This is a genomic window from Bradyrhizobium sp. CCGB01 (assembly GCF_024199795.1).
Lineage (GTDB): Bacteria > Pseudomonadota > Alphaproteobacteria > Rhizobiales > Xanthobacteraceae > Bradyrhizobium.
In genome coordinates, this window is sequence record NZ_JANADK010000001.1 from 1,309,692 (window position 1) to 1,333,842 (window position 24,151).

Here is a 24,151-nt window from a genome sequence, read left to right on the forward strand (position 1 = left end):
GCGGAGTGCGCTTGTTGACGGAGAGAGTCCCCGTGCGGACCCCTCTCCCTAACCCTCCCCCGCAAGGGGGGAGGGAACGCGGCAGTGCAAGCGGATGGAGCCTGCCTCAAATATTCGCGGCGAGGTCCACGAGCTCGTCGAACAGCACGCCGGTCGTCTTCAGCATGCGCTCGATCTCGTCCGCCGCATCCGCAACCGTACGAGCCGAGGTGTCGATCACGAGCTCGGCGGCCTCAGGCGTCTCGTAGTCGTTGCCGATGCCAGTGAACGAGGCAAGTGCGCCGGCGCGGGCCTTCTTGTAGTGGCCCTTGGGGTCGCGCTCCTCGCACACGCCGGCCGGCGTCGCGACATGAATCTCGCGGAACGCGGTGTCGGCGATGCGGCGCGCGGTGGCGCGGTCTTCGCGGGCCGGCGAGACGGCGGCGACGATCGCGATATGGCCGTTGCGGGCGAGATGCGTCGCGACCTCGGCGAGGCGGCGGATGTTCTCGCTGCGATCGGCGGCGGAGAAGCCGAGATCGCTGTTGAGCCCGGCGCGCAGCGTGTCGCCGTCGAGCAGGATCGGCGAGCCGCCATTGGTGAACAGCCGCCGCTCCAGCGCCTTCGCCAGCGTCGACTTGCCTGATGCAGGCAGGCCGGTGAGCCAGACCACGGCGCCGTTGTGGCGATAGCGCGCGGAGCGCTCGTCGGGCCGCAGCGCGGATTCCACCGGCACGATGTCCACGGGCACGGCGCGCTGGCCGGCATCGACCGACAGCACGAGACCGCCGCCGGCGATGCGCCCGGAGACCTCGATCACGAGGCGGCCGGTGCGCGGATTCTCGGTATAGGGATCGGTCGCGATCGGATTGGACAGCGAGATATCGATCTCGCCGACATGGTTGCGGCCGATCGCCTTGTTCTCGGTGCTCGACAGCTCACCGGGATCGACCGCCTTCTCGATGGCGACCACGGTGGCGCGGCTTTCCTTCGGGCCGCAGCGGACCAGGAGCTGGTCGCCCTTGGCGAGCGGCTTGTCGTGCAGCCAGAAGATGCGCGCGCGCAGGCGGCGCGTCTCGCGCGGCGCGGAGCCGGCATGCGCGACGATGTCGCCGCGCTCGATGAACAATTCGCGGTCGAGCGTGATGCCGACCGAGCGGCCCGCGCCCTGACGTCCCGCGACCGGCGTCACCGGCCAGCTCTCGACCGTCTTGATCCTGGCGATCTTGCCGGCGGGCATGATCACGATCTCGTCGCCGGCAATGAGGCTGCCGGATTCGATGCGGCCGGCGACGATGCGGCGGTCGTCGAACTTGTAGATCGCCTGCACCGGCAGCCGCAGCGCCAGCGCTTCCAGCGCCCGCGCCGGCTCGAGGGCGTCGAGCGCCTCGACCACGGTCGGGCCCTTGTACCAGGAGATGCGGTCGGTGCGTTCGGCGACGCCGTCGCCGTCGCGCGCGGAGATCGGGATCACCGCGGTCGGCGTCACGCCGAGGCCCTGCAAATGGGCCGAGATCTCGTCGCTGATTTCCTTGAAGCGATCGGCGGAGAAGTCGACGCGGTCCATCTTGTTGACGACGATCGCGACCTGCTTCACGCCGAGCAGATGGAGCAGATAGCCGTGCCGACGGGTCTGGTCACGCACGCCTTCGAGCGCGTCGATGATCAGCACCGCGCCGTCGGCCTGCGAGGCGCCGGTGATCATGTTGCGCAGGAATTCGGCATGGCCGGGCGCGTCGATCAGCACGATGTCGCGCGAATTGGTGCGGAAACGGATCTGCGTGGTGTCGATGGTGATGCCCTGGTCGCGCTCGGTCTGGAGCGCATCGAGCAGGAACGACCATTCGAACGGCATGCCGCGCCGGGCGCTGACGGCCTTGAGCATTTCGAGCTTGCCGTCGGGCAGGCTGCCGGTCTCGTGCAGGAGGCGGCCGACCAGCGTCGACTTGCCGTGGTCGACATGGCCGACGATGACGATGCGGACCTGCGGACGCGTGGTGCCGTTCGGCGTGGCAGGCGAAGCGGGGGTGACAATCATGTTCATAGGGCGCTCGCGTCCTCGGATCAGAGATAGCCGGCGACGCGCAGGCGCTCGAAGGCGTCCTCGGTCTCGTGGTCGAGCGCGCGTCCCGCACGCTCCGGCACCTTGGTCTGCTCGAGCTCGGCCAGGATCTCGTCGATGTTCGACGCGGTCGAAGCAACCGGATTGGTGATGTCCTGATCACCGAGTGAACGATAGCGCTTGCCGTTCTGCGAGAGGTACAGCGGGATGATCGGAATATTCTCGCGCTTGGTGTAAGCCCAGATGTCGGCCTCGGTCCAATGCAGGATCGGGTGGATGCGCAAATGCGCGCCTTGCGGCGGCGAGGCGTTGAAATGGTCCCAGAACTCCGGCGGCTGGTCGCGGACGTCCCAATTGCCTTCGAGACCGCGCGGCGAGAACACGCGCTCTTTGGCACGCGTTGCTTCCTCGTCGCGGCGGATGCCGGCGATCAGGCCGTCAAAGCCGTATTTGGCGAGCGCCATCTTGAGGCCCTCGGTCTTGCGCGCGGCGGAACGGGCGGCCGGAGGCAGCGTCGGGTCGACGGCATCGATGGGCGGGCAGGGCTCGACGCGCAGATCGAGATCCCACTCCTTCCCGTAATGATCGCGGAAGCGATACATCTCCGGAAACTTCTTGCCGGTGTCGACGTGGAGGGCGGGGAACGGCAGGCGGCCGAAGAACGCCTTGCGCGCCAGCCAGATCATGACGTTGGAGTCCTTGCCGAGCGACCACAGCAGGGCGATCTTCTTCAAACGGCCAAAAGCCTCGCGGAAGATGTAGATGCTCTGCGCCTCGAGCTGGTCGAGATGGTCCATGCTGGGGGCGGTCAGCCCGACGGAAATTTGCTCGGAAACGGGAGTCCGGGAGTCCCGTCCATCTGCACCGGAATCGGTCCTGAGAAGATGCATCTCTGCCACTTTGCGTTTGGAGGCGAATTTTCTATAGTTGCGGTGCAGAAGAGAAGAAAAAATTTTCTCTTTGCGCGCTCGAAACGACACATATATAGAAAATAATTCCAGTCAACCCCGGATGTGGGGGAAGCGAGTATCGCATGCGGTTCTTGCCGGTGTTCCTCGATCTCAAGGCCGGTCCGGTGGTTCTCATCGGCGCGGGTGAGCTTTTGCGCGCCAAGTTGCGCGTGCTCACTGCTGCCGGCGCGCGCATTCGCGTGCATGCGATCGACGGCAATCATGACCTGGGCCTCAGCTCCGAGGATCAGGCGCGCATCGAGATCGCGACGACTGATCCGCTCACCGCCGACCTCTCGGGCGTCATCGCCATCGTCTGCGCCGGCGCAGGCGATGTCGGCGTTGCGATGTCGGTCCGCGCCAAGGCGCTTGGCCTGCCCGTCAACGTCATGGACGATCTCGAGCATTCCAGCTTCATCTTCCCGGCGATCGTCGATCGCGGCGATGTCGTGGTCGCGGTCGGCACCGGTGGCACCTCGCCGGTGGTGGCACGGCGCGTGCGCGAGAAGATCGAGGCGCTGCTGCCGGCGCGCATCGGCGAGCTCGCCGAGTTCATCGGCGGCGTCCGCAAATCCATCAACGAACGCATCGCCGAGTTTCCGCTGCGCCGCCGCTTCTGGGAACGCGTCATCGACGGTCCGATCGGTGCCTCCGTGCTCGCGGGTCGCAAAGGCGAGGCGGATGCCGCGCTCAAGGCGATTGCTGATCCGTCCGAATTCGCGCGTGCCGACAAGCCGGAAGGCTCGGTCGCGCTGGTCGGCGCCGGTCCCGGCGATCCTGACCTGCTCACCATCAAGGCGCTGCGCGCGTTGCAGGATGCCGACATCGTCTTCCACGACGAGCTGGTCTCGGGCGAAATTCTCGACCGCATCCGCCGCGACACCACGCGCGTTCCGGTCGGCCGCCGCGTCGGCAAGCCCGGCATCGGCCAGGACGCCATCAACAAGCGCATGATCGAGGCCGCGCAGTCAGGTCAGCGCGTGGTGCGGCTGAAGGGCGGCGATCCCTTCGTGTTCGGCCGCGGCGGCGAAGAGGTCGAGGCGCTGCGCGCCGCCGGTATCGCCTATTCGATTATTCCCGGTATCACCGCAGGGCTCGGCGGCGCCGCCGATTTCGAAGTGCCGCTCACCTACCGCCATGAAGCGACCCGCATCACGTTCCTCACCGCGCACAAGGCGCGCGACGCGGAAGCCGTGGACTGGTCGACGCTGACCGACACCAGAATGACCGTCGTGGTCTACATGGGCATGACCGCCGCGCCCGCCATTCGCGCCGGCCTCTTCGCTGCCGGACGTTCGCCGGAGACGCCGGTCGGCGTGTTCGCCCGCGTCACGCGCCCCGATGCGCAAGGCGCGATCGGCACGCTGCGCGACCTGCCCGAGCTCGTGCGGCGGACCCATGGCGGTCCCGCCATTCTCATCATTGGCGACGTGGTCCGGCATGCCGGCTCGCTTCGCCGCCAAACCCCAAACCAAATCATCTCTGACTTATTGGATGCAGCCGAATGACCTCCCCGCTTGAACAGAAGAAGATCAAGATCGCCGGCCCCTCGGTCGTGACCGCGAACCGCACCTGGGACGGCATCGTGGTTTACCGCACCGCCGCCAAGAGCTGGTCCGCGGACCTCTCGGAAGCCGCGATCGTGCGCAACTCCGACGAGGCGAAAGCGTTGCTTGCGGAGTCCGTGGCCGATGACGTCGGCGCGATCGGTCCCTATATCGCCCCGGTGCAGGTCGGCGCGGACGGCAAGATCGAACCCGGCAATCTGCGCGAACAGATCCGCCGCACCGGTGTCACCATCGGACAGCCGGCCCAGGTTTAAGGCGCTTTCTTATGTATGCTTACGACGAAATCGACCGCACGCTCGTCAACGAGCGCGTCTCGGAGTTCCGCGACCAGGTCAAGCGCCGCCTCTCCGGCGAGCTCACCGAGGACGAGTTCAAGATCCTGCGGCTTCAGAACGGCGTCTATCTGCAACTGCACGCCTACATGTTCCGCGTCGCGATCCCCTATGGGACGCTGGCGTCGAACCAGTTGCGGGCGCTCGCCCATGTCGCGCGCAAATATGACCGCGGCTACGGCCATTTCACCACGCGGCAGAACATCCAGTTCAACTGGATCAAGCTCGCCGAGCTGCCGGATGCGCTGGCCGATCTCGCCGAAGTCGGCATCCATGCGATGCAGACCTCCGGCAACAACATGCGCAACGTCACCTCGGACCAGTGGGCCGGCGTCGCGCCCGGCGAGATCGAGGATCCCCGCATCTGGTCGGAGCTGATCCGCCAGCACACCACGCTGCATCCGGAATTCTCGTTCCTGCCGCGCAAGTTCAAGATCGCGATCACCGCGTCGGACCATGACCGCGCCGCGATCAAGATTCACGACATCGGCTTGAAGCTGATCAAGAACGAGAAGGGTGAGACCGGCTTCGAGGTGCTGGTCGGCGGCGGTCTCGGCCGCACGCCGTTCATCGGCAAGACCATCAAGCACTTCGTCCACGGCCGCGACATCCTCAGCTACATCGAGGCGATCCTCCGGGTCTACAACCAGTACGGCCGTCGCGACAACATCTACAAGGCGCGCATCAAGATCCTGGTGCACGAGCTCGGCATCGAGAAGTTCTCGCGCGAGGTCGAGGAGGAGTGGCAGCACATCCGAAACTCCTCGCTCCAGATCGACGACGAGGTGATCGAGGACATCCGCTCGCGCTTCACGTATCCTGCCTACGAGAAGCTGCCGCACAATCCGGACGAGCTGCGTCAGGCCGCGGCCGATCCCGATTTCGAGGCGTGGCGCAAGAACTCGGTGTCGCCGCACAAGGTGCAGGGCTATTCCATCGTCACGATCTCATTGAAGCCGATCGGCGCGCCTCCGGGCGACGCCACCGCCGAGCAGATGGATGCGCTCGCCGATCTCGCCGACCGTTATTCCTTCGGCGAGATCCGCGTCGGCCACGAGCAGAACCTCGCGCTGCCGCATGTCGCCAAGCGCGACCTGCCGGCGCTGTGGAAGGCGCTCGACAAGCTCGGGCTCGCGACGCCGAACGTCAATCTGATCACCGACATCATCGCCTGCCCCGGGCTCGACTATTGCTCGCTGGCGAATGCGCGCTCGATCCCGATTGCGCAGGAGCTGACGCGGCGCTTCGCCAACCACGAGCTCGCCAACCTGATCGGCCGCCTCCACATCAACATCTCCGGCTGCATCAATGCCTGCGGCCATCACCATGTCGGCCATATCGGCATCCTCGGCGTCGAGAAGAACGGCGAGGAGGTCTATCAGATCACCATCGGCGGCCGCGCCGACGAGGGCGCCGCGCTCGGGACCCTGATCGGTCCCGGCGTCAAGTTCGACGAGGTCGCCGACGTCGTCGAGGACATCGTGGAAGCCTATCTGGCGCTGCGCGAGCGGCCGGAAGAACTGTTCATGGACACTGTGAAGCGCCTCGGCGTCGAGCCCTTCAAGGAGCGCGTCTATGCCACTCGTTAACGGCGGAAAGATCGCCGACGACGGCTTCGTCAAGCTGGCCGTCGACACGCCGCTGCCCGAGGGCGGCGACATCCTGGTGCCGGCCGAGCGTTTCCTGAGCGATGCGGACGTGCTGCTCGCGCGCGCCGGCAAAGTCGGTGTGATCTGGCCGAACAACCGCGACATCGGCGAACTGGTGCCCTATCTCGGCAAGATCGCAGTCGTCGCGCTGGTGTTCCCGACCTTCCGCGACGGGCGTGCCTACAGCCAGGCGCGGCTGCTGCGCGAGCGCTACAATTACCGCGGCGAGTTGCGTGCGACCGGCCAGATCCTGCGCGACCAGTTCGTGTTCATGCTGCGCGCCGGCTTCGATTCCTTCGAGGTCAAGAAGCAGGCCGACGCGGAAGCCTTCATGCAGACCGCAAAGCGCTATTCGGTGTTCTATCAGCCGACCGGTGACGGCCGCATCACGGCGCTGCACCGGCGCATGCAGCTGCGTCACTCCGAGGGTGTCGGCACGTGAACGCAATCGCGCCTCAGGTCTCGTCGCGTTCTGTCTCCGCGCTGCCGTTGGCGGAAGAACTCGACCGTGCGCTGCGCGATGCATCGCCCGCCGAGGTCGTTGCTGCGGCCCTGAAGGCGGTTGGCCGTGAGAAGCTTGCGCTGGTGTCGTCCTTCGGCACGGAATCGGCGACGCTGCTGAAGGTCATGGCGGACGTCGATCCGGCGATCCCCGTGATCTTCCTCGACACCGGCTGGCTGTTCGAGGAGACGCTGGCCTATCGCGACGCGCTGATCGCGCAACTCGGTTTGAAGGACGTCCGTTCGATCAAGCCGGCCGAGGAGGCCCTGTCGCGCGATGATCCCGACCGCGACCTCTGGTTCTCCGATCCCGACGCCTGCTGCCGCATCCGCAAGGTCGAGCCGCTGGCGCGTGCGCTGAAACCGTTCGACGCCTGGCTCAACGGCCGCAAGCGCTTCCAGGGTAATGCACGCGCCGATATTCCCGTCGTCGAGGACGACGGCGCACGGTTGAAATTCAACCCCTTCGCCAACGTCTCGCGCGAGGAACTCGAAGCGATTTTCGTCCGCGCCAAATTGCCGCGTCATCCGCTGGCGGAGTCCGGTTTCCTGTCGGTTGGGTGTATGCCTTGCACGAGCAGAACGACTGAGGGCGAGGATGCGCGTGCCGGTCGCTGGCGCGGCCGGGCCAAGACGGAATGCGGCATCCACACGATGAGGACTTCGTAGCACAGTCACGCTGCCACGCTGCGAACAAGAAAATCCGGTTCCGTTGACTTAAGCGCGTTTCGATTCGAGTTATGCCTGCATGTCTTCGCTGACACCGACGTCATCGAAGTGAATGGAGATGGACATGATGCGCCGTATCGTTCCGCTCGCTGCAGGACTGCTCGTGACAGGCTTGTTGGCAAGCTCGGCTCTCGCCGCCGACATCAATCTGCTGAACGTGTCGTACGATCCGACGCGTGAACTCTATGTCGAGTTCAACAAGTCGTTCGCGAACGCCTATCAGAAGGAAACCGGCAAGAGCGTCGAGATCAAGCAGTCGCATGGCGGCAGCGGTTCGCAGGCGCGTAGCGTGATCGACGGATTGCAGGCCGATGTGGTGACGCTCGCGCTCGCCTATGACATCGATGCCATCGCGAACAAGGGCCTCACCACGGTCGACTGGCAGAAGCGTCTGCCGCAAAATTCATCACCTTACACCTCGACCATCGTGTTCCTGGTGCGCAAGGGCAATCCCAAGGGCATCAAGGACTGGGACGATCTGCTCAAGCCGGGCGTCGCCGTCATCACACCGAACCCGAAGACCTCGGGTGGCGCGCGCTGGAATTATCTGGCGGCCTGGGGCTTCGCGCAGAAGAAATACGGCACGGCCGACAAGGCCAAGGAGTTCGTCGGAAAGCTGTTCCAGCAAGTTCCGGTGCTCGATACCGGTGCGCGCGGCGCCACCGTCACCTTCGTCGAGCGCGGCGTCGGCGACGTGCTGCTGGCTTGGGAGAACGAGGCGTATCTTGCGCTGAAGGAATTCGGTCCGGAGAAGTTCGCGATCGTTGCGCCGCCGCAATCGATCCTCGCGGAGCCGCCGGTCGCGATCGTCGACAAGGTTGCCGACAAGAAAGGCACCCGCAACGCCGCCGATGCCTACCTCCAGTACTGGTACACCAAGGAGGGGCAGGAGATCGCCGCGCGCAACTTCTATCGCCCGCGCGATGCCGAGATCGCTAAAAAGTACGAAAACTCGTTCGCAAAGGTCGAGCTGTTCACGATCGACGACGTTTTCGGCGGTTGGACCAAGGCGCAGAAGGAACATTTTGCCGACGGCGGCGTCTTCGATCAGATCTACAAGAACTGATCGGGCGCCTGGTTGGCTTTAGCAGGGGGCCTGGTGAGCGTACTCGCAGCACGACGCCGGACATTGCCGGGCTTCGGTCTCACGATGGGACTGACGCTTTCCTGGTTGTCCATCATCATCCTGATTCCGCTTGCCGGGCTGTTCCTGAAATCGTTCGAGCTCAGCCCCGAGCAGTTCTGGAACATCCTCTCCAGCCGCCGCACCCTCAACGCCCTGCGGGTCTCGTTCGGCCTCGCCTTTGCCGCGGCCTGCGTCAATCTCGTCATGGGCAGCATCATCGTCTGGGCGCTGGTGCGCTACCGCTTCCCCGGCCGGCGGATTTTCGATGCGATCGTCGACGTGCCCTTCGCGCTGCCGACGGCGGTTGCCGGCGTGGCGCTGACCGCGCTGTTCGCCGAGAAGGGCTGGCTGGGCGCGCCGCTTGCGGCGCTCGGCATCAAGGTGGCGTTCACGCCGGTCGGCATCTTCGTCGCCATGATCTTCATCGGTATCCCCTTCGTGGTCCGCACGGTGCAACCTGTGCTGCAGGATCTCGACCCCGAGCTCGAGGAGGCCGCGGGCAGCCTCGGCGCCAGCCGCTGGCAGACCATCATCCGTGTGATCCTGCCCTCGCTCGGACCGGCGCTGCTCACCGGGCTCGCGCTCGCCTTCGCCCGCGCCGTCGGCGAATACGGCTCTGTGATCTTCATCGCCGGCAATCTGCCGAACGTCTCCGAGATCGCGCCGCTGCTGATCGTGATCAGGCTGTCCGAATTCCGCTACGCCGATGCGACCGCGATCGCGGTGGTCATGCTCGTCGTCTCCTTCGTCATCATCTTCGCCGTCAACCGGCTCCAGCGCTGGGCGCAGAGCCGGATACCGGCGCGCTGAGGGCGGACCTATGACGCTGCAGATCGCAGATTCCGTCTCGCTGGCTTCGCCCGACGCGCGCGCGCGTGCGCACGCCGCTGCGGCACGCGACAGCCTCCGCACCGAGCCGCCCGCGGTGCGTATCACCATCATCGCGCTGGCGGTCACCTTTCTCACCGTCTTCGTCGTGCTGCCGCTGGCCGTCGTTTTCGCGCAGGCGTTCTCGAAGGGGATTCTCGCTTATCTTTCCGCGCTCGCCGAGCCGGAGGCGCTGGCTGCGATCAAGCTGACGCTGCTGGTCGCATTGATCTCGGTCGGCCTCAATCTGGTGTTCGGCCTCGTCGCGGCCTGGGCCATCGCCAAGTTCGATTTTTCGGGCAAGACCTTCCTGATCACGCTGATCGACCTGCCGTTCTCGGTGAGCCCGGTGATCTCGGGCCTCGTCTTCGTGCTGCTGTTTGGCGCGCAGGGCTATTTCGGCAGCTGGCTTAGGGATCACGACATCCAGATCCTGTTCGCGGTGCCCGGCATCGCGCTCGCCACCACCTTCGTGACCTTCCCCTTCGTGGCGCGCGCGCTGATCCCCCTGATGCAGGAGCAGGGCACGCAGGAGGAGGAGGCCGCGATCTCGCTCGGCGCCTCGGGCCTGCAGACCTTCTTCCGCGTCACGCTGCCCAACATCAAATGGGGCGTGCTCTACGGCGTGCTGCTCTGCAACGCGCGCGCGATGGGCGAGTTCGGCGCGGTGTCGGTCGTATCGGGCCATATCCGCGGCGAGACCAACACCATGCCGCTGCTGGTCGAGATTCTCTACAACGAGTACCAGTTCGTCGCCGCCTTCGCGATCGCCTCGCTGTTGGCGATGCTGGCGCTGATCACGCTGATCGCAAAGACCGTTCTCGAACGTCACCTCGACGAAGGACAAGACGTCAATGACCATTGAAGTCAGGAATCTCGTCAAGAAATTCGGCAGCTTCAAAGCCCTCGACGGCGTCGACCTCAAGGTCGACAACGGCGAGCTGGTGGCGCTGCTCGGACCGTCCGGCTCCGGCAAGACCACGCTGCTGCGGATCATCGCCGGCCTCGACTGGCCCGACTCCGGCGACGTGGCCTTCAACGGCGAGGACGCGCTGACGCAGGGCGCGCGCGAACGGAACGTCGGCTTCGTGTTCCAGCACTACGCACTGTTCCGCCACATGACGGTGTTCGAGAACGTCGCCTTCGGCCTGCGCGTGCAGCCGCGCGCCGCCCGCAATGACGAAGCGACTATCCGTGCGCGCGTCAAGGAGCTGCTCGATCTCGTCCAGCTCGACTGGCTCGCCGACCGCTATCCGAGCCAGCTCTCCGGCGGCCAGCGCCAGCGCATCGCGCTTGCCCGCGCGCTCGCGATCGAGCCGCGCATCCTGCTGCTCGACGAGCCCTTCGGCGCGCTCGATGCCAAGGTGCGCAAGGAATTGCGCAGATGGCTGCGCTCGCTGCATCACGAGATCAACGTCACCTCGATCTTCGTCACCCACGACCAGGAGGAGGCGCTTGAGGTCGCCAACCGCGTCGTGGTGATGGACAAGGGCAGGATCGAGCAGATCGGCTCGCCCGACGACGTCTATGAGAGCCCCGCGACCGCCTTCGTCCACGGCTTCATCGGCGAATCCATCGAGCTGCCGGTCCAGGTCGAAGGCGGCGTTGTCAGGCTCGGCGACCGGCCGCTGCGGCTCGCGGCGGACGGCCTTTCGCCTGGCGCGTCAAAACTGTTCGTGCGGCGACATGACATGCTGGTCGGCCCGCCCGGCAGCGGTGCCTTCGAGGGCGCCGTGCAGCACGTCCGGAATTTCGGTCCCGTGCAGCGGGCCGAGGTCGCACTCTCCGGCGGCGAGACCATCGAGATCGACGCCCCTCGCGACAGGGAACTGCGCGCCGGTGACACGATCGGCCTCGAACCGCGCCGCTATCGGATATTTGCGGGCGCCTGAGCTGCCTCGACGGGTCGAATTTTCCTCAAAATTCACCTTTCAGCCACGGTTGGTATGCAACAACGGCCCTTCCTTTGGGGGCTCCGATTCATGCGCGCTGCGGCCGCAATACTCATCACTTTGCTTCTCGCCGGCTGCGCCGGCAACGAAGCGCCGGTCCAGCAGCCGTCCATGTATGCCGACATGTCGGTCCCGGGCGCCAAGCTCGATGCGCAGGCGGCAGCGATCATGATCTCGCAATACCGCCAGAACAACGCCCTCGGCACCGTCGTGATCGACCCCGATCTGATGCGGCTCGCCGAATCCCAGTCCCAGGCCATGGCGGCGGCCAACAAGATGGACCATGACGTCCGCGCCCCGCTGGCCAAGCGCCTCAGCGCGGGCGGCTATCCGGCGACGGTGGCGGTCGAGAACGTCTCGGCCGGCTATCATACGCTGGCAGAAGCGTTTTCCGGCTGGCGCGACTCGCCTCCGCACCGCGCCAACATGCTCAAGAGCGGTGTCACAAAATTGGGCATCGCGGCGGGCTATGCTCCAGGCACCAAATACAAGGTGTTCTGGACCATGATCCTGGCCTCGACCGACCCCCGATAAGCCAGACTTGATCCCGGGATGCATTGACGCCGCGGCAGACTGTCGCCACGGTGGCCTGCCCTTTGCTAATGTTCCCGCATGACCGATCATAGCCCGGAAGTCGCAACCGTCCCCGCGAAGGCGCAACGCGTCCTGGTCCTCCAGGGCGGCGGCGCGCTCGGCTCCTATCAGGCCGGCGCCTATCAGTCGCTGTGCCATTTCGATTTCGAGCCGGAATGGGTCGCCGGCATCTCGATCGGCGCGGTCAACGCCGCCATCATCGCCGGCAACGAGGGACAAACCCGCGTCAAGCGGCTCAAGGAATTCTGGGAGATGGTGTCGGCGCCGGTGCCGTGGAAGCCGATCGGCAAGAGCGACCACAGCCGCGAGCTGTTCAATTCGACCAGCGCCGCGCTGATCGCGACCTTCGGCGTGCCCGGCTTCTTCACCCCGCGCCTCCCGCCCGCGCCGCTCTGGCCGCCCGGCAGCCCGCAGGCCGAGAGCTATTACGACACCACGCCGCTGAAGAAGACGCTGGAGCGCCTGGTCGATTTCGATCGCATCAACGATCTCAAGACGCGCCTGTCGGTCGGCGCCGTCAGCGTCACCTCCGGCAATTTCAAATATTTCGACAATTACGAGTTCAAGAAGCACGGCAAGACCATCGGTCCCGAGCACATCATGGCCTCCGGCGCGCTGCCGCCGGGCTTTCCGTCCGTCGTGATCGAGGGCGAGCATTACTGGGACGGCGGCATCGCCTCCAACACGCCGCTCGATTACGTGCTCGATGCCGAGGTCGACCGCGACATGCTGATCTTCCAGGTCGACCTGTTCAGCGCCCGCGGCGATTTGCCGAATTCGCTGCTCGAGGCGACCGAGCGCGAGAAGGACATCCGCTTCTCCAGCCGCACGCGGATGAACACCGACAAGAACAAGCAGATCCACAACGCCCGCCGCGCCGTGCGCGACCTGATCGGCAAATTGCCGGACTATCTGAAGAACGACCCGTCCGTCGAATTCCTCGCGAAGGTGTCGCGCGAAAGCACCGTCACCGTGGTGCACCTGATCTATCGCAGCAAGAACTACGAATCCTCGTCCAAGGACTACGACTTCTCGCATGTCGCCATGGTCGAGCATTGGGAAGCCGGCGTGCGCGACGTGCATCTGTCGATGCGCCACAAGGACTGGCTCGAGCGGCCGCAGTCCGGCGAGACCATGGTGACCTACGATCTCACGGGGGACGTCACCGCGCCCCCGCCAAAAAGGAGCGAATAACATGGGTAGTCTGTCAGGCAAGAACGCCGTCGTAACCGGTTCGACCAGCGGCATCGGGCTTGCCTATGCGCGCGCCTTCGCCGCCGCCGGCGCCAATGTCGTCATCAACGGCTTCGGCTCGCCCGAGGACATCGAGAAGGAGCGTGCCAAGATCGAGTCCGATTTCGGCGTCAAAGCGGTGTATTCGCCGGCCGACATGACCAAGCCGGCGGAAATCGCCGGGATGATCGCTCTCGGAGAGAAGAGCTTCGGTTCGGTCGACATCCTCGTCAACAATGCCGGTATCCAGTTCGTCTCCCCGATCGAGGAATTCCCGGTCGAGAAATGGGACCAGATCATCGCGATCAACCTGTCCTCGGCCTTCCATGCCATCCGCGCCGCCGTCCCCGGCATGAAGAAGAAGGGCTGGGGCCGGATCATCAACACGGCATCGGCGCACTCGCTGGTGGCCTCGCCCTTCAAGTCCGCCTATGTGTCGGCCAAGCACGGCATCGCCGGCCTGACCAAGACCGTGGCGCTCGAGGTCGCGACCCACAAGATCACCTGCAACTGCATCAGCCCCGGCTATGTCTGGACGCCGCTGGTGGAGAAGCAGATCCCCGACACCATGAAGGCCCGCGGCCTCACGCGCGAGCAGGTCATCAACGACGTGCTGCTCGACGCGCAGCCGACCAAGGAGTTCGTCACCTCCGAGCAGGTCGCAGCCCTCGCCCTGTTCCTGTGCGGCGACGATGCCGCGCAGATCACGGGCACCAACCTGTCGATCGATGGCGGCTGGACCGCGGAGTAGGGGCTCGATGCCGTAGGGTGGGCAAAGGCGCGTCAGCGCCGTGCCCACCATCCTTCCGCGAGTGAGGAGAAACGGTGGGCACGCCTCGCTTTGCCCACCCTACGATGAGCGCGGGAATGGAGCGGGGTTTTCCGTTTCAATGCGTCCAGGCCAGAGCCGTCACGAACGCCGAGGACAGTTTCAATTCCGCGAACATGATCTTGCCGGCCACCACGAACAGCACGCTGGCCAGCGTAAGCCGCAGCACCGTCTCCGGCACGCGCGTCGCACTGTAGCTGCCGACGATGATGCCGGGCAGCGAGCCCATGAGCAGCACGCCCATGAGTGCCCAATCCACATCGCCAAGCGCCCAGTGCCCGATGCCGGCCACCAGCGTCAACGGCACCGCGTGGGCGATGTCGGAGCCGACGATGGTCGCCATCGGCAGGCGCGGGTAGAGCAGCAGCAGCACGGTGACGCCGACAGCACCGGCGCCGACGGACGAAATCGACACCAGCACGCCGAGCACGATGCCCGTGACGACGGTCGCGATCGCGGTGGTGCGCTCGTCGACACGTTCAAGCTTGCCGCGGTAGCGCTCCATGATGGCCTTGCGGAAGATCAGCGAGATCGCGGTCAGCAGCAGTGCAAAGCACAGCACCAGGTTGACCAGGCTGCGCTCGGCATCGCTTCTGAGGTCGAGCTTCCACAGCACGAACAGCGTCGCCGCGCTGGCGGGAATGCTGCCGCAGGCGAGCCGCAGCACCGCCGGCCAGTGCACACTGCGTGAGAAGCCGTGCACCACGCTGCCGCCGGCCTTGGTACCCGCGGCATAGAGCAGGTCGGTCCCGACCGCGGTGGCGGGATGGACGCCGAACAGCAGGATCAGCAGCGGCGTCATCAACGAGCCGCCGCCCACGCCGGTCATCCCGACAAGCAGGCCGACGCCAAATCCGGAGGCGACATAGAGCGGATCGATCATCTCTGGGGAATCTTAGGTTTATCTCGTCGGTTGGGCAATATGACGTAGAATAAAATTTCCCTGTGGCGCAACTGCTTGGGCTGAATAAGAAAAATCTTGCTGCGGGCTGGCGGTGGACAGGGGTTTTGCGCCGTCACCTTGTAAGGTGCGAAATAGGCATTCTCCAAGCCAGCAGGTCTGGGTTGCAGCGCCTATTTGCCGAACGCCAGCACGTGCAGGCCGAGCCGCTGCCGCACGATCCAGAACAGCAGCACTGTCTCGAACGTCAGCGAGATCGAGGTTGCAGCCGCAGCGCCGTGGCCGCCGTAGCGCGGCACCAGCGCGATGCAGAGCACGACGTTCATCACGAAGGCCAGCGCGTAGGCGAGAGCGCAGATCTTCTGCTGGCCGAGCATGTTGAGCAGCCGCTCGACCGGTCCGATCGCAGAGCGCACCACGAGGCCGATCGCGGCGACGAACATGATGTCGTAGCCGACCGTGAATTGCGGGCCGAACAGCCAGAGCAGCGGCTTGCCCAGCGCAAGCAGCACGATGGTCGCTGCCAGCGACGGCCAGAACGTCCAGTTGATGGCATGGGCGACATAGGCCGACAGGCGCGCCTTGTCGCCGCTTGCGTTGTATTCGGCGAAGCGATGCGCCGTGGTCGCCGACATCGCGTAGTGGATGAACGAGACCAGGGCGAGCGTCTTCACCACCGCGAAATAGACGCCGACCTCGTCGGATGGGCGGAACTGCTGCAGCACCAGCACGTCGGTGTAGGACAGCAGCAGGTAGAAGCTCTCGACCAGCAGGATCGGCAGCGAGACGGCGAGCCAGCCGCTGACGTCGTAGGCCTTGGGGCCCGGCTCGATGTGATCGGCGAGCTTGCGGTTCAGCACCACCATCTGCCCGGTCATCGCGATCCACACTGCCCCGGCGCTCGCGACCATCGCCGCGACCGCGCCGAGATGATAGCCGAGCAGGAAGGCGCAGGCCGTGATGCCGATGATCAGCGCCTGGCGGATGATGAATTGCGGCATCAGGCCGAGCTGCATCCAGTCATGCGAGCGCGCGATGCCGTCCTGGGTGTTGGCGACGACGAAGGCCGGCAGCGTCATGCAGCCGATATAGAGCGGCAGCACCTCGGCCGGATCGATCCAGGGCGACAGCAGTTTCACGATGCTGGCAAGACCCAGCGACACCAGGGTGGACACGGCGAAGACCAGCCAGCGGCTGCCGGAAAGAAATCCGCGCAGCAGTGCCTGATCGCCGCTGGTGCGGTACTCCGGAATGATTTTTTGCGCGGAGGCCGAGATGCCGAAATCCATCATGCTGCCGAGCAGCAGCACCCAGGTCCAGACATAGACATAGATGCCGTAGTCGGACGTGCCCATCCAGCGCGCGAGCAGGACCTGCGAGAAATAGGCGAGGCCTGCGCTGATCACCCGGATGATGAAGATGGTGCCGGCCAGCCGCCGCGTCAGCGACGCTTCGTTCGACCCGCCCGTCAACTTGGCGCGCAGCCGCGCGATGAGGCCGGCAGGTCCGGTCGTTGCGGGTTCTGCATCCATCACGGCCAATTCGAAGAGTCCCCAGGCATCCGTATCAGACGTCCCGCATGCGGCGGCAGGCCTGGGAATTAGCAACCATTCGTTAAGATTCGGTTGGGTGGGGGTGTTTCATACTCGGTGTCGTCCCGGACAAGCGAAGCGCAGATCCGGGACCCATAACCCCAGGGAGTAGTTGTTGCGCAAGCTGGTAACGCCGCGTCTTCGCCAAACCGATCCTGTGGTTATGGGTCCCGGAACGGCGCGCGCAAGGGCGCGCTTGTCCGGGACGACAACAGAGAGTGGCCCGGGCTCACTCCAGATTCGTATTGAACTCGTACGACTTCTCGGGCGCGACCAGCGTGAACTTCAACGCCGCTCCGTCGGGCTTGGCGCCCGGCGGCAGTCCATCGAGCTCGAAGGAAAATCGCCTCACGCCGGGAGGGCTGCGCTCGACCGGCGCCGGAATCGGCAACGCCCAATCGGGCGTCGGCCCCTCCACGTATAAATTGACGTCGCGGCTGTCAGGCACGACCACGTCGACCACCACATTCTTGGGCCCGTCACGCTTGACGTCGCGGATGGTCAGCGGATTGGGGTCGCCGATCGTAGCCGGCTTCGGCACGGTGTCGAGCGCGGTACGCAGATTGGCGTCCTCGGTCGAGGCGACGTTGTTGAAGCCGAGCTCGACATTGGCCTCGACTGGAATGCAGAGCTTCTCGCACACCGCGTAGTTGATCTCGGCGCGCAGCGTCACCGGCTTGTCGGGCGCCTTGGCCACGATGCGCAGCGGCAGCACGATCTGGCCGTGATAGCCGATCGAATGCCCGCCCGCGCCGTCATCGAATTTCAGCGGCGCCGGCCACATCACCGTCACCGCTTCGACATTGTCCGATTTCGAGAAATCGAACCGCGGCGGAACGCCGGAATCGCCGGGGATGCGCCAATAGGTCTTCCACCCCTGCTGGAGCTGGAAGGCGATACCGCCAAGCAGGACAGCGCCGCTGCGCGATCCCGCCAGCAATCGCACTGCGGAATGGCCGTCGCGCTGCCAGGGCGACGCGTCGTCGGCGCGGGCTGCGAGCGCCAGCGACGACGCAAACAGGGTTGTCGCGACGCCAATCGCCGCACGCGTGGGAACTCTTGTCAGCATGGCACGTCTTTACAGGGTCCCCCCGGGGCAAACCATTGAATTGCTTGTGATGGATGCACTTGAATCAAGTCCCGGCAAGCCTTGATTTGACAGCGGCCCGGCCCGACATCAGGATAGGAATTGAAACCGGAGTGCTTTACCGATGGCTCCCACAGGCAAAAGGACGGGCGAAAGCACCCGCAGCGCGGGCCCCGCGCTCCCCAGTTCGGCCGGTTATCTCGACGGCCGGCTCCTGATCGCGATGCCCGTGATGGGTGATGAGCGCTTCGAGCGCTCGGTGATCTATCTTTGTGCGCATTCCGCCGAAGGCGCGATGGGCATCATCGTCAATCATCCCGCCGGCAGCATCGACTTCCCCGAGCTCTTGCAGCAACTCGGCATCATCAAGAAGGGCGAGCACATCAAGCTGCCGGAGAACGCCGAAAGCATGAAGGTGCTGCGCGGCGGGCCGGTCGACACCGGCCGCGGCTTCGTGCTGCATTCCAGCGATTTCTACATCGAGAACGCGACGCTCCGGATCGACGACGGCGTCTGTCTCACCGCGACCGTCGACATCCTGCGGGCGATCGCCAACGGCTCCGGCCCGAAGCACGCCATCCTCGCGCTCGGCTATGCCGGCTGGGCGCCGGGCCAGCTCGAGACCGAGATCCAGAGCAATGGCTGGCTGCATTGCGATGCGGATTCGGATTTGATCTTCGGCGACGACGTCGACGAGAAATACGGCCGGGCGCTGCGAAAAATCGGCATCGATCCCGGCATGCTCTCGAACGAGGCGGGGCACGCGTAGGCCTGATGTGGTAGCTGCTCCGACAGTGCTGCGCGCCACCACCGCTGTCATGCGTCCCACCTTCGGTGTCGTCCCCGCGAACGCGGGGACCCATAACCCCAGGAAGAAGTTGTTGCGCTAGCTGATAACTCCGAGTCTTGGCCAAACCACTCCCTGTGGTTATGGGTCCCGGATCTGCGCTTCGCTTGTCCGGGACGACAGCGGAGGTTGGCGCGCGGCCTACTCCGCCGCCTGCTGCTGCACCGTCGGCTCCGTGCCCGCCACCGTCGCCCTGCGCATGTCGCGGGGCTGGGACTGGTCGTAGCGGCGAACGCGATGCATGGTCTGGCGGTTGTCCCACATCACGAGATCATGCAGCTTCCATTTGTGGACGTAGACGAACTCCGCGTTGGTCGCGTGCTCGTTGAGATCGCGCAGCAACAGCCGGCCCTCCGGCACGCTCATGCTGACGATCTTGCCGGCGTGCGATGACAGATACAGCGACTTGCGGCGATGGACGGGATGGGTGCGCACCAGGCGTTGCAGCACCGGCTTGAACATCTCCTTTTCGTCGTCGGTGTAGTCGGTGAAGCCGAGCGATCCCCGCGAATACATCAGCGAGTGCTCGCAGACGAGATCCTCGATCTCCGCCTTGGTGTCGTCGTCGAGCGCGTCATAGGCTGCGCGCATGTCGGCGAATTCGGTGTTGCCGCCCTTCGGGTTCACCACCCGTGCCGACAGCAGCGAGAATTTCGCCGGGATCGGGCGAAACGAGCTGTCGGAATGCCACAGGCAGTTGCCGAGATTGAACAGGTGCGCGCGGCTGTCCTTCGCCAGCGGCTTGCCGTCCTTGCCGAGATTGGAGACGTCGTTCAGGCCCGACTGGAGCCGGTAGTCCTTCTCCTTGGTCACGGTGCCGCCGCGCGCGTCCTCGCGCTGGCCGAAATTCAGCGCGAAGGCCATCTGCTGTTCGTCGGTGATGTCCTGGTCGTGGAAGACCAGCACCGCATACTTGTCCATGGCAGCCTCGACCTCGCGCGCCTCATCCGGTGTAAGAGGCTTTCGCAGATCGAGGCCCGAAACCTCGCCGACAAAATGCTTCTGAAGCTGCCGGATGGCGATCGTCATGGCGTTTCTCCCGCGAACCGCGAGCGGTTGGTCCCGCTCTGCTGGTGAAAAAAGTTACTCTCGCACCCGCCGTTGTCAACGCTCGCCGCGCATGGCAGCCCGTAGCCCGGATGAGCGAAGCGACATCCGGGGCTCTCACCTCGCGGAAGGACCTTCCCGGATGTCGCTTCGCTCATCCGGGCTACACCCCTCAACTCCTACGCGTTCCTCGCCATCAGGCCGCCGTCGACCGGGATCACCGCGCCGGTGAGGAAGGATGCGGCCGGCAGGCAAAGGCTCAGCGTCATATGCGCGACCTCTTCAGGGTCGCCGTAGCGGCCGAGGGCCGTGCGGCGCTTGGCATAGATGGTCTTGCGCTCCTCGGAGATACGGTCGGTAATCGCGGTGCGGATCGGTCCCGGGCAGATGCAGTTGACGGTGATGCCCTCGCGGCCGAGCTCGACGGCGAGCGAACGCGTGAGGCTGGCGACGCCGCCCTTCGCGGCCGAATAGGGGCTGTGCAATGCGGTGGCGCCGAGCGCCTCGGTCGAGGCGATGTTGACGATGCGCGGGCTCTTCGACTTGCGCAGGTGCGGCAGTGCGGCGCGGATGATGCGCGGATGCGCCGTCAGCATCACCGCGATGCCCTTGGCCCAGGCGTCCTCATAGGTCTCGTCGTCGATCGCGACGCGCACGGAGATGCCGGCATTGTTGACGACGATATCGAGCCCGCCGAAATGCGCGGCGACATCGGCAACCACGCGCTTGATCTCGCCGCCGTCGGCGACATCGAGCTTCCACGCCTTCGCTGAACCGCCGCTCGCCGCGACTTCCTTTGTGACTGCTTGCGCGCCTTGCTCGTCAAAATCAGTGACGGCGACGTTCGCGCCTTCGGCTGCGAACACGCGTGCGGTGGCGCGCCCCATGCCGCTTGCTGCGCCGGTAACGAGAACGGTCAGGCCCTTCACGGACCGGCTGAGCTGCTTGAAGTCGGACATGCTGTTTCCTCGCGGCGTCTTGTTTGTTGTTATGCGATTGACAAGGCTCGCATCGATCCGCAGACAGGTCAAACAAGCAAAACAAATGGGGAGGCCGCGATGGCGAACGAGCTGGATTTCTCAGGCAGGCAGGTGCTGGTCGTCGGCGGTTCCAGCGGCATCGGCAACGGCATCGCGCAAGCATTTCGTGCGAGGGGCGCGCATGTTGCGGTTTGCGGCACGCGTGCTCACGCAACGGAATATTCGGCGGAGGAAGGCTCCGATCTCACAGGGCTGTCCTATGCGCAGCTCGATGTCAGCAACGCAGGCGCGATCGAAGCTTTCAAACCGTCGTTCGACCGGCTCGACATCCTGGTGCTCGCGCAGGGCGCGGTGCTCTATCGCCGCGGCGAGTTCGAGATGGCCGGCTTCCGCAAGGTCGTCGAAGTCAATCTGATGAGCCTGATGGCCTGCGCGACGCGGTTTCATTCCATGTTGCGCGATGCCAAGGGCGCGCTGATCATGGTGTCCTCGACCGCAGCCTATCATTCGACCATGGGCAATCCCGCCTACAACGCCTCGAAGACCGGCGCGGTCGGATTGACGCGGACGCTGGGTGAGGCCTGGGCCGAGGACGGCATCCGCGTCAACGGTATCGCGCCCGGCCTCGTCGACACCAAGATGACGAAGGTGACCACCGACAATCCCAAGCGGCTCGAAGGTGCATTGTCGCGCATTCCGCTGCGGCGATTGGGCACGCCGGCTGACATGGCGGGCGCGGCGCTGTTCCTGGCCTCTCCGCTGTCCTCCTACATCATCGGCCAGACGCTGGTCGTCGATGGCGGGCTGATCTTGTAGGTCTTGTAGCCCGGGTGAGCGCAGCGATACCCGGGAGCGGTGCAAGCAAAGTCCCGGATGTCGCTTCGCTCATCCGGGCTACGCCTTCTACACTTTCTCACTGGATTGGAACTGCGTTGCTCCTGATCGGTTACTTGGGCAGACCCCCGAGGAGGAGCATCATGGATAAGGATCGGATTGTCGGATCGGCCAAGGAATTCGCTGGACGCGCGGAAGGCGCCGTCGGTGATCTCGCCGGCGATGCCCAGACACAGGCGTCGGGCAAGGCGCGGGAAGCCGCCGGCACCGTGCAGAATCTCTACGGCCAGGCCAAGGACGCCGTGCGTGACGCGACGGACACCGCGGCAAGCTACGCCAAGGACGCCTATGACAACAGCGGCGACACGCTTCGCGACGGCACGCAGGCGATTTCGAAGAAGGTGCAGGACAATCCGCTCGGCGCACTGCTGGTCGCCGGCGGCATCGGCTTCGCGCTCGCGCTCCTGATGTCGCGCCCCGCGCGTCGTCCTCCGCCGTCGCGCTGGCGTTACTACGGCTAGTCACCAAAGCCCCGAACTCTCGTGCCCGGGACGCAATGCGGCCCAGGGAATACGGCCCAGGTGATGCGCAGCAGCGTTACACGCTGCTGCGCATTCGGGACACGAGACCACAACTCAGCAAATTACCGGAACATCTCCGCCGAACGCCCGACATTCCCAGGCGGGCGCGGGATCGCGGGATTAGGATTCGGATTGCGCGGTGCCGGCGCCAACTGACGCGGCGGCGGCTGCGGAGAGCCGAAGCTGAAGAAATCGCGGAATGACGGCGAAGCCTGCGCCGGTTGCTGCGGCTGCTGTGGCTGCGCCGGCGGCTTCTTTGGCGCAAGCTTTGGCGGCGCGATCGCAGCGGCCGCACCCGGCGTGCCTGATGAATTCGGATTGCTGCCGTCGGGCGTCGTCGCCGCAACAGGCGTATCGCCCTTGGCCTGCTCGCGGCCGACTTCGCGGCGCGGCCAGGCATAGTCATCGGCACGGCCGGCGGGCGCGGCCAGCGGCTCACCCTTCACCATGGTCTTCGCGGCCAGCGCATCGACTGCGGCCGGACGCGTGCCTGGGCCGCCCAGCAATTGATCGGTCGAGATCGAGGCCGCAACCAGCGGCACGATCGGTCCCGCCAGCGGCCGCGGCGCGGGCTTGCCGGGCTCGGCGCTGGTGTCGGGGGTCGCAGGCTCGCTCGGCAGCGCGATCGGGCCGGAGCGTCCGGCGAGCAGGCGCGTGATCTCGCGCTCGACATAGTGGGCGAGCTTGCGTGCGCCGGGTTTCGTGAAATAGACGCCGTCATAGCTGCGGAGCTGACGGATCTGGCCTTCGAAGTCCGGACCCTTCTGGAGGAAGCGGCCGGCTTCGTCGACAAAGCCGTCCCAGACATCGACATAGGTGATGCCGGCCTTGCCCGCGCCTTCGCGGTAGAGCGAATCCAGGAACAGCATGTCCGCCGTACCCTTCGGGCCGCGGATCGCGGGCAGGCCGACCCAGAGCACCGGCACGCCCTTGGCCTTGAGGACGCCCGCCAGCTCCTCGATCTTCTTGCCGTAGAGCTCAACCCAGCGCTCGTCGCGGAATTCGTAGAGGCCGTTCGGGTTGCGCGCGGTCTTCTCGGGCGCTGCGGCCGCCGGTGTGTCGGCGTTGTCGGCGTCGTCCTGCGGCAGGTCGGCGTCAACGGGCTTGTCGTCCGGCTTGGTGGCGGCGGTGTCGTTGGGCTTTGCGTCGCCGGGCTTGGCGGGCTGCTTGGCGCGCGCGCCCTTGTCGTTCTTCTTGTCCTTGTCGGAAGGCTTGTCGGGCGCCGCCTCGCGGATCGCGACGCGGTCATTGAGGCCGAGCATGACGACGATGACGTCAGGCTTCTCGGTCTCGAGGATACCCTTCGCAGCAGCCGCCCAGTCCGAGGGCTCGCCGCGCGGCTGGTACTTGATCAGGCCGGACGTAGTCTTGTGCTTGCGGATCACGCCCATGTCGGGCTGCTCGCTGTAGGCGTCCTCCAGGCCATAGGCGAGCCAGTCGGCCATGCCGTCGCCGATCACCAGCACGTTCTTGTCGGCGACAGTGTCACGCTTGGCCGGCGCCGGCGCGCGCGAAAAGTCCTGGCGCGGCGCCTGCTGCTGCTGTTGCTGTTGGAACGGCGCAAAGAAGTCGCCGCCGAACCATCCACCGCCTCCGCCGTTGCGGGGCGGCGGTGCCTGGCGCTGCGGCGGGCCGCCGAAGCCGGGGAAGTTGAAGAACTGCGCCGAGGCGGGTCCCGCGACCGAGACCAAAATCGCAAGCGCCGTCCCCAGCGCGATCAACGGGCCGGTCTCGGTCAGCGCCTTGAAGAAGGACTTTGGCTTCGACATGCGATCTCGGGCACGCGCAATGGGATCGGAAGTGGTTCGATATAATAACGGAATCAGGCGCCAAACGGGCAGATTCTCTTTGCAGATTCTTCTGCCATACACCGGGGAACAGCCTTCCCCGTCAAGACGACCGGGCGAAATC

General features: G+C 65.3%; 23 protein-coding genes. 15 read left to right on the plus strand and 8 right to left on the minus strand.

What is annotated here, in order from left to right:
* Window positions 1–106: 106 nt before the first annotated feature.
* Window positions 107–2,023, minus strand: a complete 1,917-nt coding sequence (gene cysC, locus NLM25_RS05895; protein ID WP_254136379.1) for an adenylyl-sulfate kinase — start codon at window positions 2,021–2,023, stop codon at window positions 107–109.
* 20 nt (window positions 2,024–2,043) lie between these two features.
* Window positions 2,044–2,838 carry a sulfate adenylyltransferase subunit CysD gene (cysD, locus tag NLM25_RS05900; RefSeq protein WP_254116029.1) on the minus strand — a complete coding sequence of 265 codons (795 nt, stop codon included), beginning with the start codon at window positions 2,836–2,838 and terminating at the stop codon, window positions 2,044–2,046.
* Window positions 2,839–3,074: 236 nt separating this feature from the next.
* On the opposite strand from cysD, the gene cysG reads away from it, so the two are divergent.
* The 12 genes from cysG to NLM25_RS05960 all read left to right on the plus strand — a co-directional run bounded on the left by cysG (window position 3,075) and on the right by NLM25_RS05960 (window position 14,293).
* Window positions 3,075–4,499, plus strand: coding sequence for a siroheme synthase CysG (gene cysG / locus NLM25_RS05905; protein ID WP_254136380.1), 1,425 nt, complete (start codon window positions 3,075–3,077; stop codon window positions 4,497–4,499).
* Window positions 4,496–4,813 carry a DUF2849 domain-containing protein gene (locus tag NLM25_RS05910; protein WP_148755248.1) on the plus strand — a complete coding sequence of 106 codons (318 nt, stop codon included), beginning with the start codon at window positions 4,496–4,498 and terminating at the stop codon, window positions 4,811–4,813. The genes cysG and NLM25_RS05910 overlap by 4 nt, the downstream gene beginning before the upstream one ends.
* A gap of 11 nt (window positions 4,814–4,824) precedes the next feature.
* The gene (locus NLM25_RS05915; protein ID WP_254116031.1) at window positions 4,825–6,480 is read left to right on the plus strand and encodes a nitrite/sulfite reductase; all 1,656 of its coding nucleotides are present in this window, start codon (window positions 4,825–4,827) and stop codon (window positions 6,478–6,480) included.
* Window positions 6,467–6,982 carry a DUF934 domain-containing protein gene (locus NLM25_RS05920; RefSeq protein ID WP_254136381.1) on the plus strand — a complete coding sequence of 172 codons (516 nt, stop codon included), beginning with the start codon at window positions 6,467–6,469 and terminating at the stop codon, window positions 6,980–6,982. Before NLM25_RS05915 ends, NLM25_RS05920 begins: the two co-directional genes overlap by 14 nt.
* Complete coding sequence (locus tag NLM25_RS05925; RefSeq protein ID WP_254136382.1) at window positions 6,979–7,710, plus strand: phosphoadenylyl-sulfate reductase; 732 nt, start codon at window positions 6,979–6,981, stop codon at window positions 7,708–7,710. Before NLM25_RS05920 ends, NLM25_RS05925 begins: the two co-directional genes overlap by 4 nt.
* Before the next feature lie 112 nt (window positions 7,711–7,822).
* Window positions 7,823–8,836 (plus strand): sulfate ABC transporter substrate-binding protein, encoded by a 1,014-nt coding sequence (locus tag NLM25_RS05930; protein ID WP_254136383.1) that lies wholly within the window; start codon window positions 7,823–7,825, stop codon window positions 8,834–8,836.
* A gap of 33 nt (window positions 8,837–8,869) precedes the next feature.
* A complete protein-coding gene (gene cysT, locus NLM25_RS05935) occupies window positions 8,870–9,706 on the plus strand; it encodes a sulfate ABC transporter permease subunit CysT (protein ID WP_309143580.1) in 837 nt (278 codons plus the stop codon).
* A 10-nt stretch (window positions 9,707–9,716) separates the two neighbouring features.
* Window positions 9,717–10,628: a sulfate ABC transporter permease subunit CysW gene (gene cysW / locus NLM25_RS05940; protein WP_254136384.1), complete on the plus strand. Its 912-nt coding sequence runs from the start codon at window positions 9,717–9,719 to the stop codon at window positions 10,626–10,628.
* On the plus strand, window positions 10,618–11,655 hold the full coding sequence (locus NLM25_RS05945; RefSeq protein ID WP_254136385.1) for a sulfate/molybdate ABC transporter ATP-binding protein: 1,038 nt from the start codon (window positions 10,618–10,620) through the stop codon (window positions 11,653–11,655). Before cysW ends, NLM25_RS05945 begins: the two co-directional genes overlap by 11 nt.
* Window positions 11,656–11,745: 90 nt before the next feature.
* On the plus strand, window positions 11,746–12,249 hold the full coding sequence (locus NLM25_RS05950; RefSeq protein WP_254136386.1) for a CAP domain-containing protein: 504 nt from the start codon (window positions 11,746–11,748) through the stop codon (window positions 12,247–12,249).
* A gap of 78 nt (window positions 12,250–12,327) precedes the next feature.
* The gene (locus tag NLM25_RS05955; protein WP_254136387.1) at window positions 12,328–13,503 is read left to right on the plus strand and encodes a patatin-like phospholipase family protein; all 1,176 of its coding nucleotides are present in this window, start codon (window positions 12,328–12,330) and stop codon (window positions 13,501–13,503) included.
* 1 nt (window position 13,504) lies between these two features.
* Entirely contained in the window at window positions 13,505–14,293 is a 789-nt protein-coding gene (locus NLM25_RS05960; protein ID WP_254136388.1) for a 3-hydroxybutyrate dehydrogenase, read from the plus strand.
* A gap of 136 nt (window positions 14,294–14,429) precedes the next feature.
* On the opposite strand, the gene NLM25_RS05965 is transcribed toward NLM25_RS05960, so the two are convergent.
* The 3 genes from NLM25_RS05965 to NLM25_RS05975 form a co-directional block, all read right to left on the minus strand.
* On the minus strand, window positions 14,430–15,254 hold the full coding sequence (locus tag NLM25_RS05965; protein ID WP_254116041.1) for a sulfite exporter TauE/SafE family protein: 825 nt from the start codon (window positions 15,252–15,254) through the stop codon (window positions 14,430–14,432).
* 191 nt (window positions 15,255–15,445) lie between these two features.
* Window positions 15,446–16,813 (minus strand): flippase, encoded by a 1,368-nt coding sequence (locus NLM25_RS05970; protein ID WP_375167808.1) that lies wholly within the window; start codon window positions 16,811–16,813, stop codon window positions 15,446–15,448.
* Window positions 16,814–17,093: 280 nt separating this feature from the next.
* Window positions 17,094–17,933, minus strand: a complete 840-nt coding sequence (locus tag NLM25_RS05975; RefSeq protein ID WP_254116042.1) for a protein-disulfide reductase DsbD domain-containing protein — start codon at window positions 17,931–17,933, stop codon at window positions 17,094–17,096.
* Between the two features lie 142 nt (window positions 17,934–18,075).
* Here NLM25_RS05975 and NLM25_RS05980 point away from each other — a divergent pair, with 142 nt between their 5' ends.
* Window positions 18,076–18,720: a YqgE/AlgH family protein gene (locus NLM25_RS05980; protein ID WP_254116043.1), complete on the plus strand. Its 645-nt coding sequence runs from the start codon at window positions 18,076–18,078 to the stop codon at window positions 18,718–18,720.
* 219 nt (window positions 18,721–18,939) lie between these two features.
* On the opposite strand, the gene NLM25_RS05985 is transcribed toward NLM25_RS05980, so the two are convergent.
* Window positions 18,940–19,827: a TauD/TfdA family dioxygenase gene (locus NLM25_RS05985; protein WP_254136390.1), complete on the minus strand. Its 888-nt coding sequence runs from the start codon at window positions 19,825–19,827 to the stop codon at window positions 18,940–18,942.
* 197 nt (window positions 19,828–20,024) lie between these two features.
* Complete coding sequence (locus NLM25_RS05990; RefSeq protein ID WP_254136391.1) at window positions 20,025–20,804, minus strand: SDR family NAD(P)-dependent oxidoreductase; 780 nt, start codon at window positions 20,802–20,804, stop codon at window positions 20,025–20,027.
* Between the two features lie 99 nt (window positions 20,805–20,903).
* On the opposite strand from NLM25_RS05990, the gene NLM25_RS05995 reads away from it, so the two are divergent.
* A complete protein-coding gene (locus NLM25_RS05995; protein ID WP_254136392.1) occupies window positions 20,904–21,641 on the plus strand; it encodes an SDR family NAD(P)-dependent oxidoreductase in 738 nt (245 codons plus the stop codon).
* Window positions 21,642–21,802: 161 nt separating this feature from the next.
* Window positions 21,803–22,180: a CsbD family protein gene (locus NLM25_RS06000; protein WP_254136393.1), complete on the plus strand. Its 378-nt coding sequence runs from the start codon at window positions 21,803–21,805 to the stop codon at window positions 22,178–22,180.
* A gap of 122 nt (window positions 22,181–22,302) precedes the next feature.
* Here NLM25_RS06000 and NLM25_RS06005 read toward each other — a convergent pair whose 3' ends face one another.
* Window positions 22,303–24,009 (minus strand): SGNH family hydrolase, encoded by a 1,707-nt coding sequence (locus NLM25_RS06005; protein ID WP_254136394.1) that lies wholly within the window; start codon window positions 24,007–24,009, stop codon window positions 22,303–22,305.
* Window positions 24,010–24,151 lie beyond the last annotated feature (142 nt).

Bases quoted from the DNA above. Each gene is read 5' to 3' on its own strand.
- NLM25_RS06000 (WP_254136393.1), top strand. From the start codon at position 21,803: ATGGATAAGGATCGGATTGTCGGATCGGCCAAGGAATTCGCTGGACGC.
- NLM25_RS05980 (WP_254116043.1), top strand. From the start codon at position 18,076: ATGGCTCCCACAGGCAAAAGGACGGGCGAAAGCACCCGCAGCGCGGGC.
- NLM25_RS05955 (WP_254136387.1), top strand. From the start codon at position 12,328: ATGACCGATCATAGCCCGGAAGTCGCAACCGTCCCCGCGAAGGCGCAA.
- NLM25_RS05975 (WP_254116042.1), bottom strand. From the start codon at position 17,933: ATGCTGACAAGAGTTCCCACGCGTGCGGCGATTGGCGTCGCGACAACC.
- NLM25_RS05995 (WP_254136392.1), top strand. From the start codon at position 20,904: ATGGCGAACGAGCTGGATTTCTCAGGCAGGCAGGTGCTGGTCGTCGGC.
- cysW (WP_254136384.1), top strand. From the start codon at position 9,717: ATGACGCTGCAGATCGCAGATTCCGTCTCGCTGGCTTCGCCCGACGCG.
- NLM25_RS05910 (WP_148755248.1), top strand. From the start codon at position 4,496: ATGACCTCCCCGCTTGAACAGAAGAAGATCAAGATCGCCGGCCCCTCG.
- cysG (WP_254136380.1), top strand. From the start codon at position 3,075: ATGCGGTTCTTGCCGGTGTTCCTCGATCTCAAGGCCGGTCCGGTGGTT.
- NLM25_RS05950 (WP_254136386.1), top strand. From the start codon at position 11,746: ATGCGCGCTGCGGCCGCAATACTCATCACTTTGCTTCTCGCCGGCTGC.
- NLM25_RS05930 (WP_254136383.1), top strand. From the start codon at position 7,823: ATGGAGATGGACATGATGCGCCGTATCGTTCCGCTCGCTGCAGGACTG.
- cysC (WP_254136379.1), bottom strand. From the start codon at position 2,023: ATGAACATGATTGTCACCCCCGCTTCGCCTGCCACGCCGAACGGCACC.
- NLM25_RS05915 (WP_254116031.1), top strand. From the start codon at position 4,825: ATGTATGCTTACGACGAAATCGACCGCACGCTCGTCAACGAGCGCGTC.
- NLM25_RS05985 (WP_254136390.1), bottom strand. From the start codon at position 19,827: ATGACGATCGCCATCCGGCAGCTTCAGAAGCATTTTGTCGGCGAGGTT.
- NLM25_RS06005 (WP_254136394.1), bottom strand. From the start codon at position 24,009: ATGTCGAAGCCAAAGTCCTTCTTCAAGGCGCTGACCGAGACCGGCCCG.
- NLM25_RS05945 (WP_254136385.1), top strand. From the start codon at position 10,618: ATGACCATTGAAGTCAGGAATCTCGTCAAGAAATTCGGCAGCTTCAAA.
- NLM25_RS05960 (WP_254136388.1), top strand. From the start codon at position 13,505: ATGGGTAGTCTGTCAGGCAAGAACGCCGTCGTAACCGGTTCGACCAGC.
- NLM25_RS05990 (WP_254136391.1), bottom strand. From the start codon at position 20,804: ATGTCCGACTTCAAGCAGCTCAGCCGGTCCGTGAAGGGCCTGACCGTT.
- NLM25_RS05965 (WP_254116041.1), bottom strand. From the start codon at position 15,254: ATGATCGATCCGCTCTATGTCGCCTCCGGATTTGGCGTCGGCCTGCTT.
- NLM25_RS05920 (WP_254136381.1), top strand. From the start codon at position 6,467: ATGCCACTCGTTAACGGCGGAAAGATCGCCGACGACGGCTTCGTCAAG.
- cysD (WP_254116029.1), bottom strand. From the start codon at position 2,838: ATGGACCATCTCGACCAGCTCGAGGCGCAGAGCATCTACATCTTCCGC.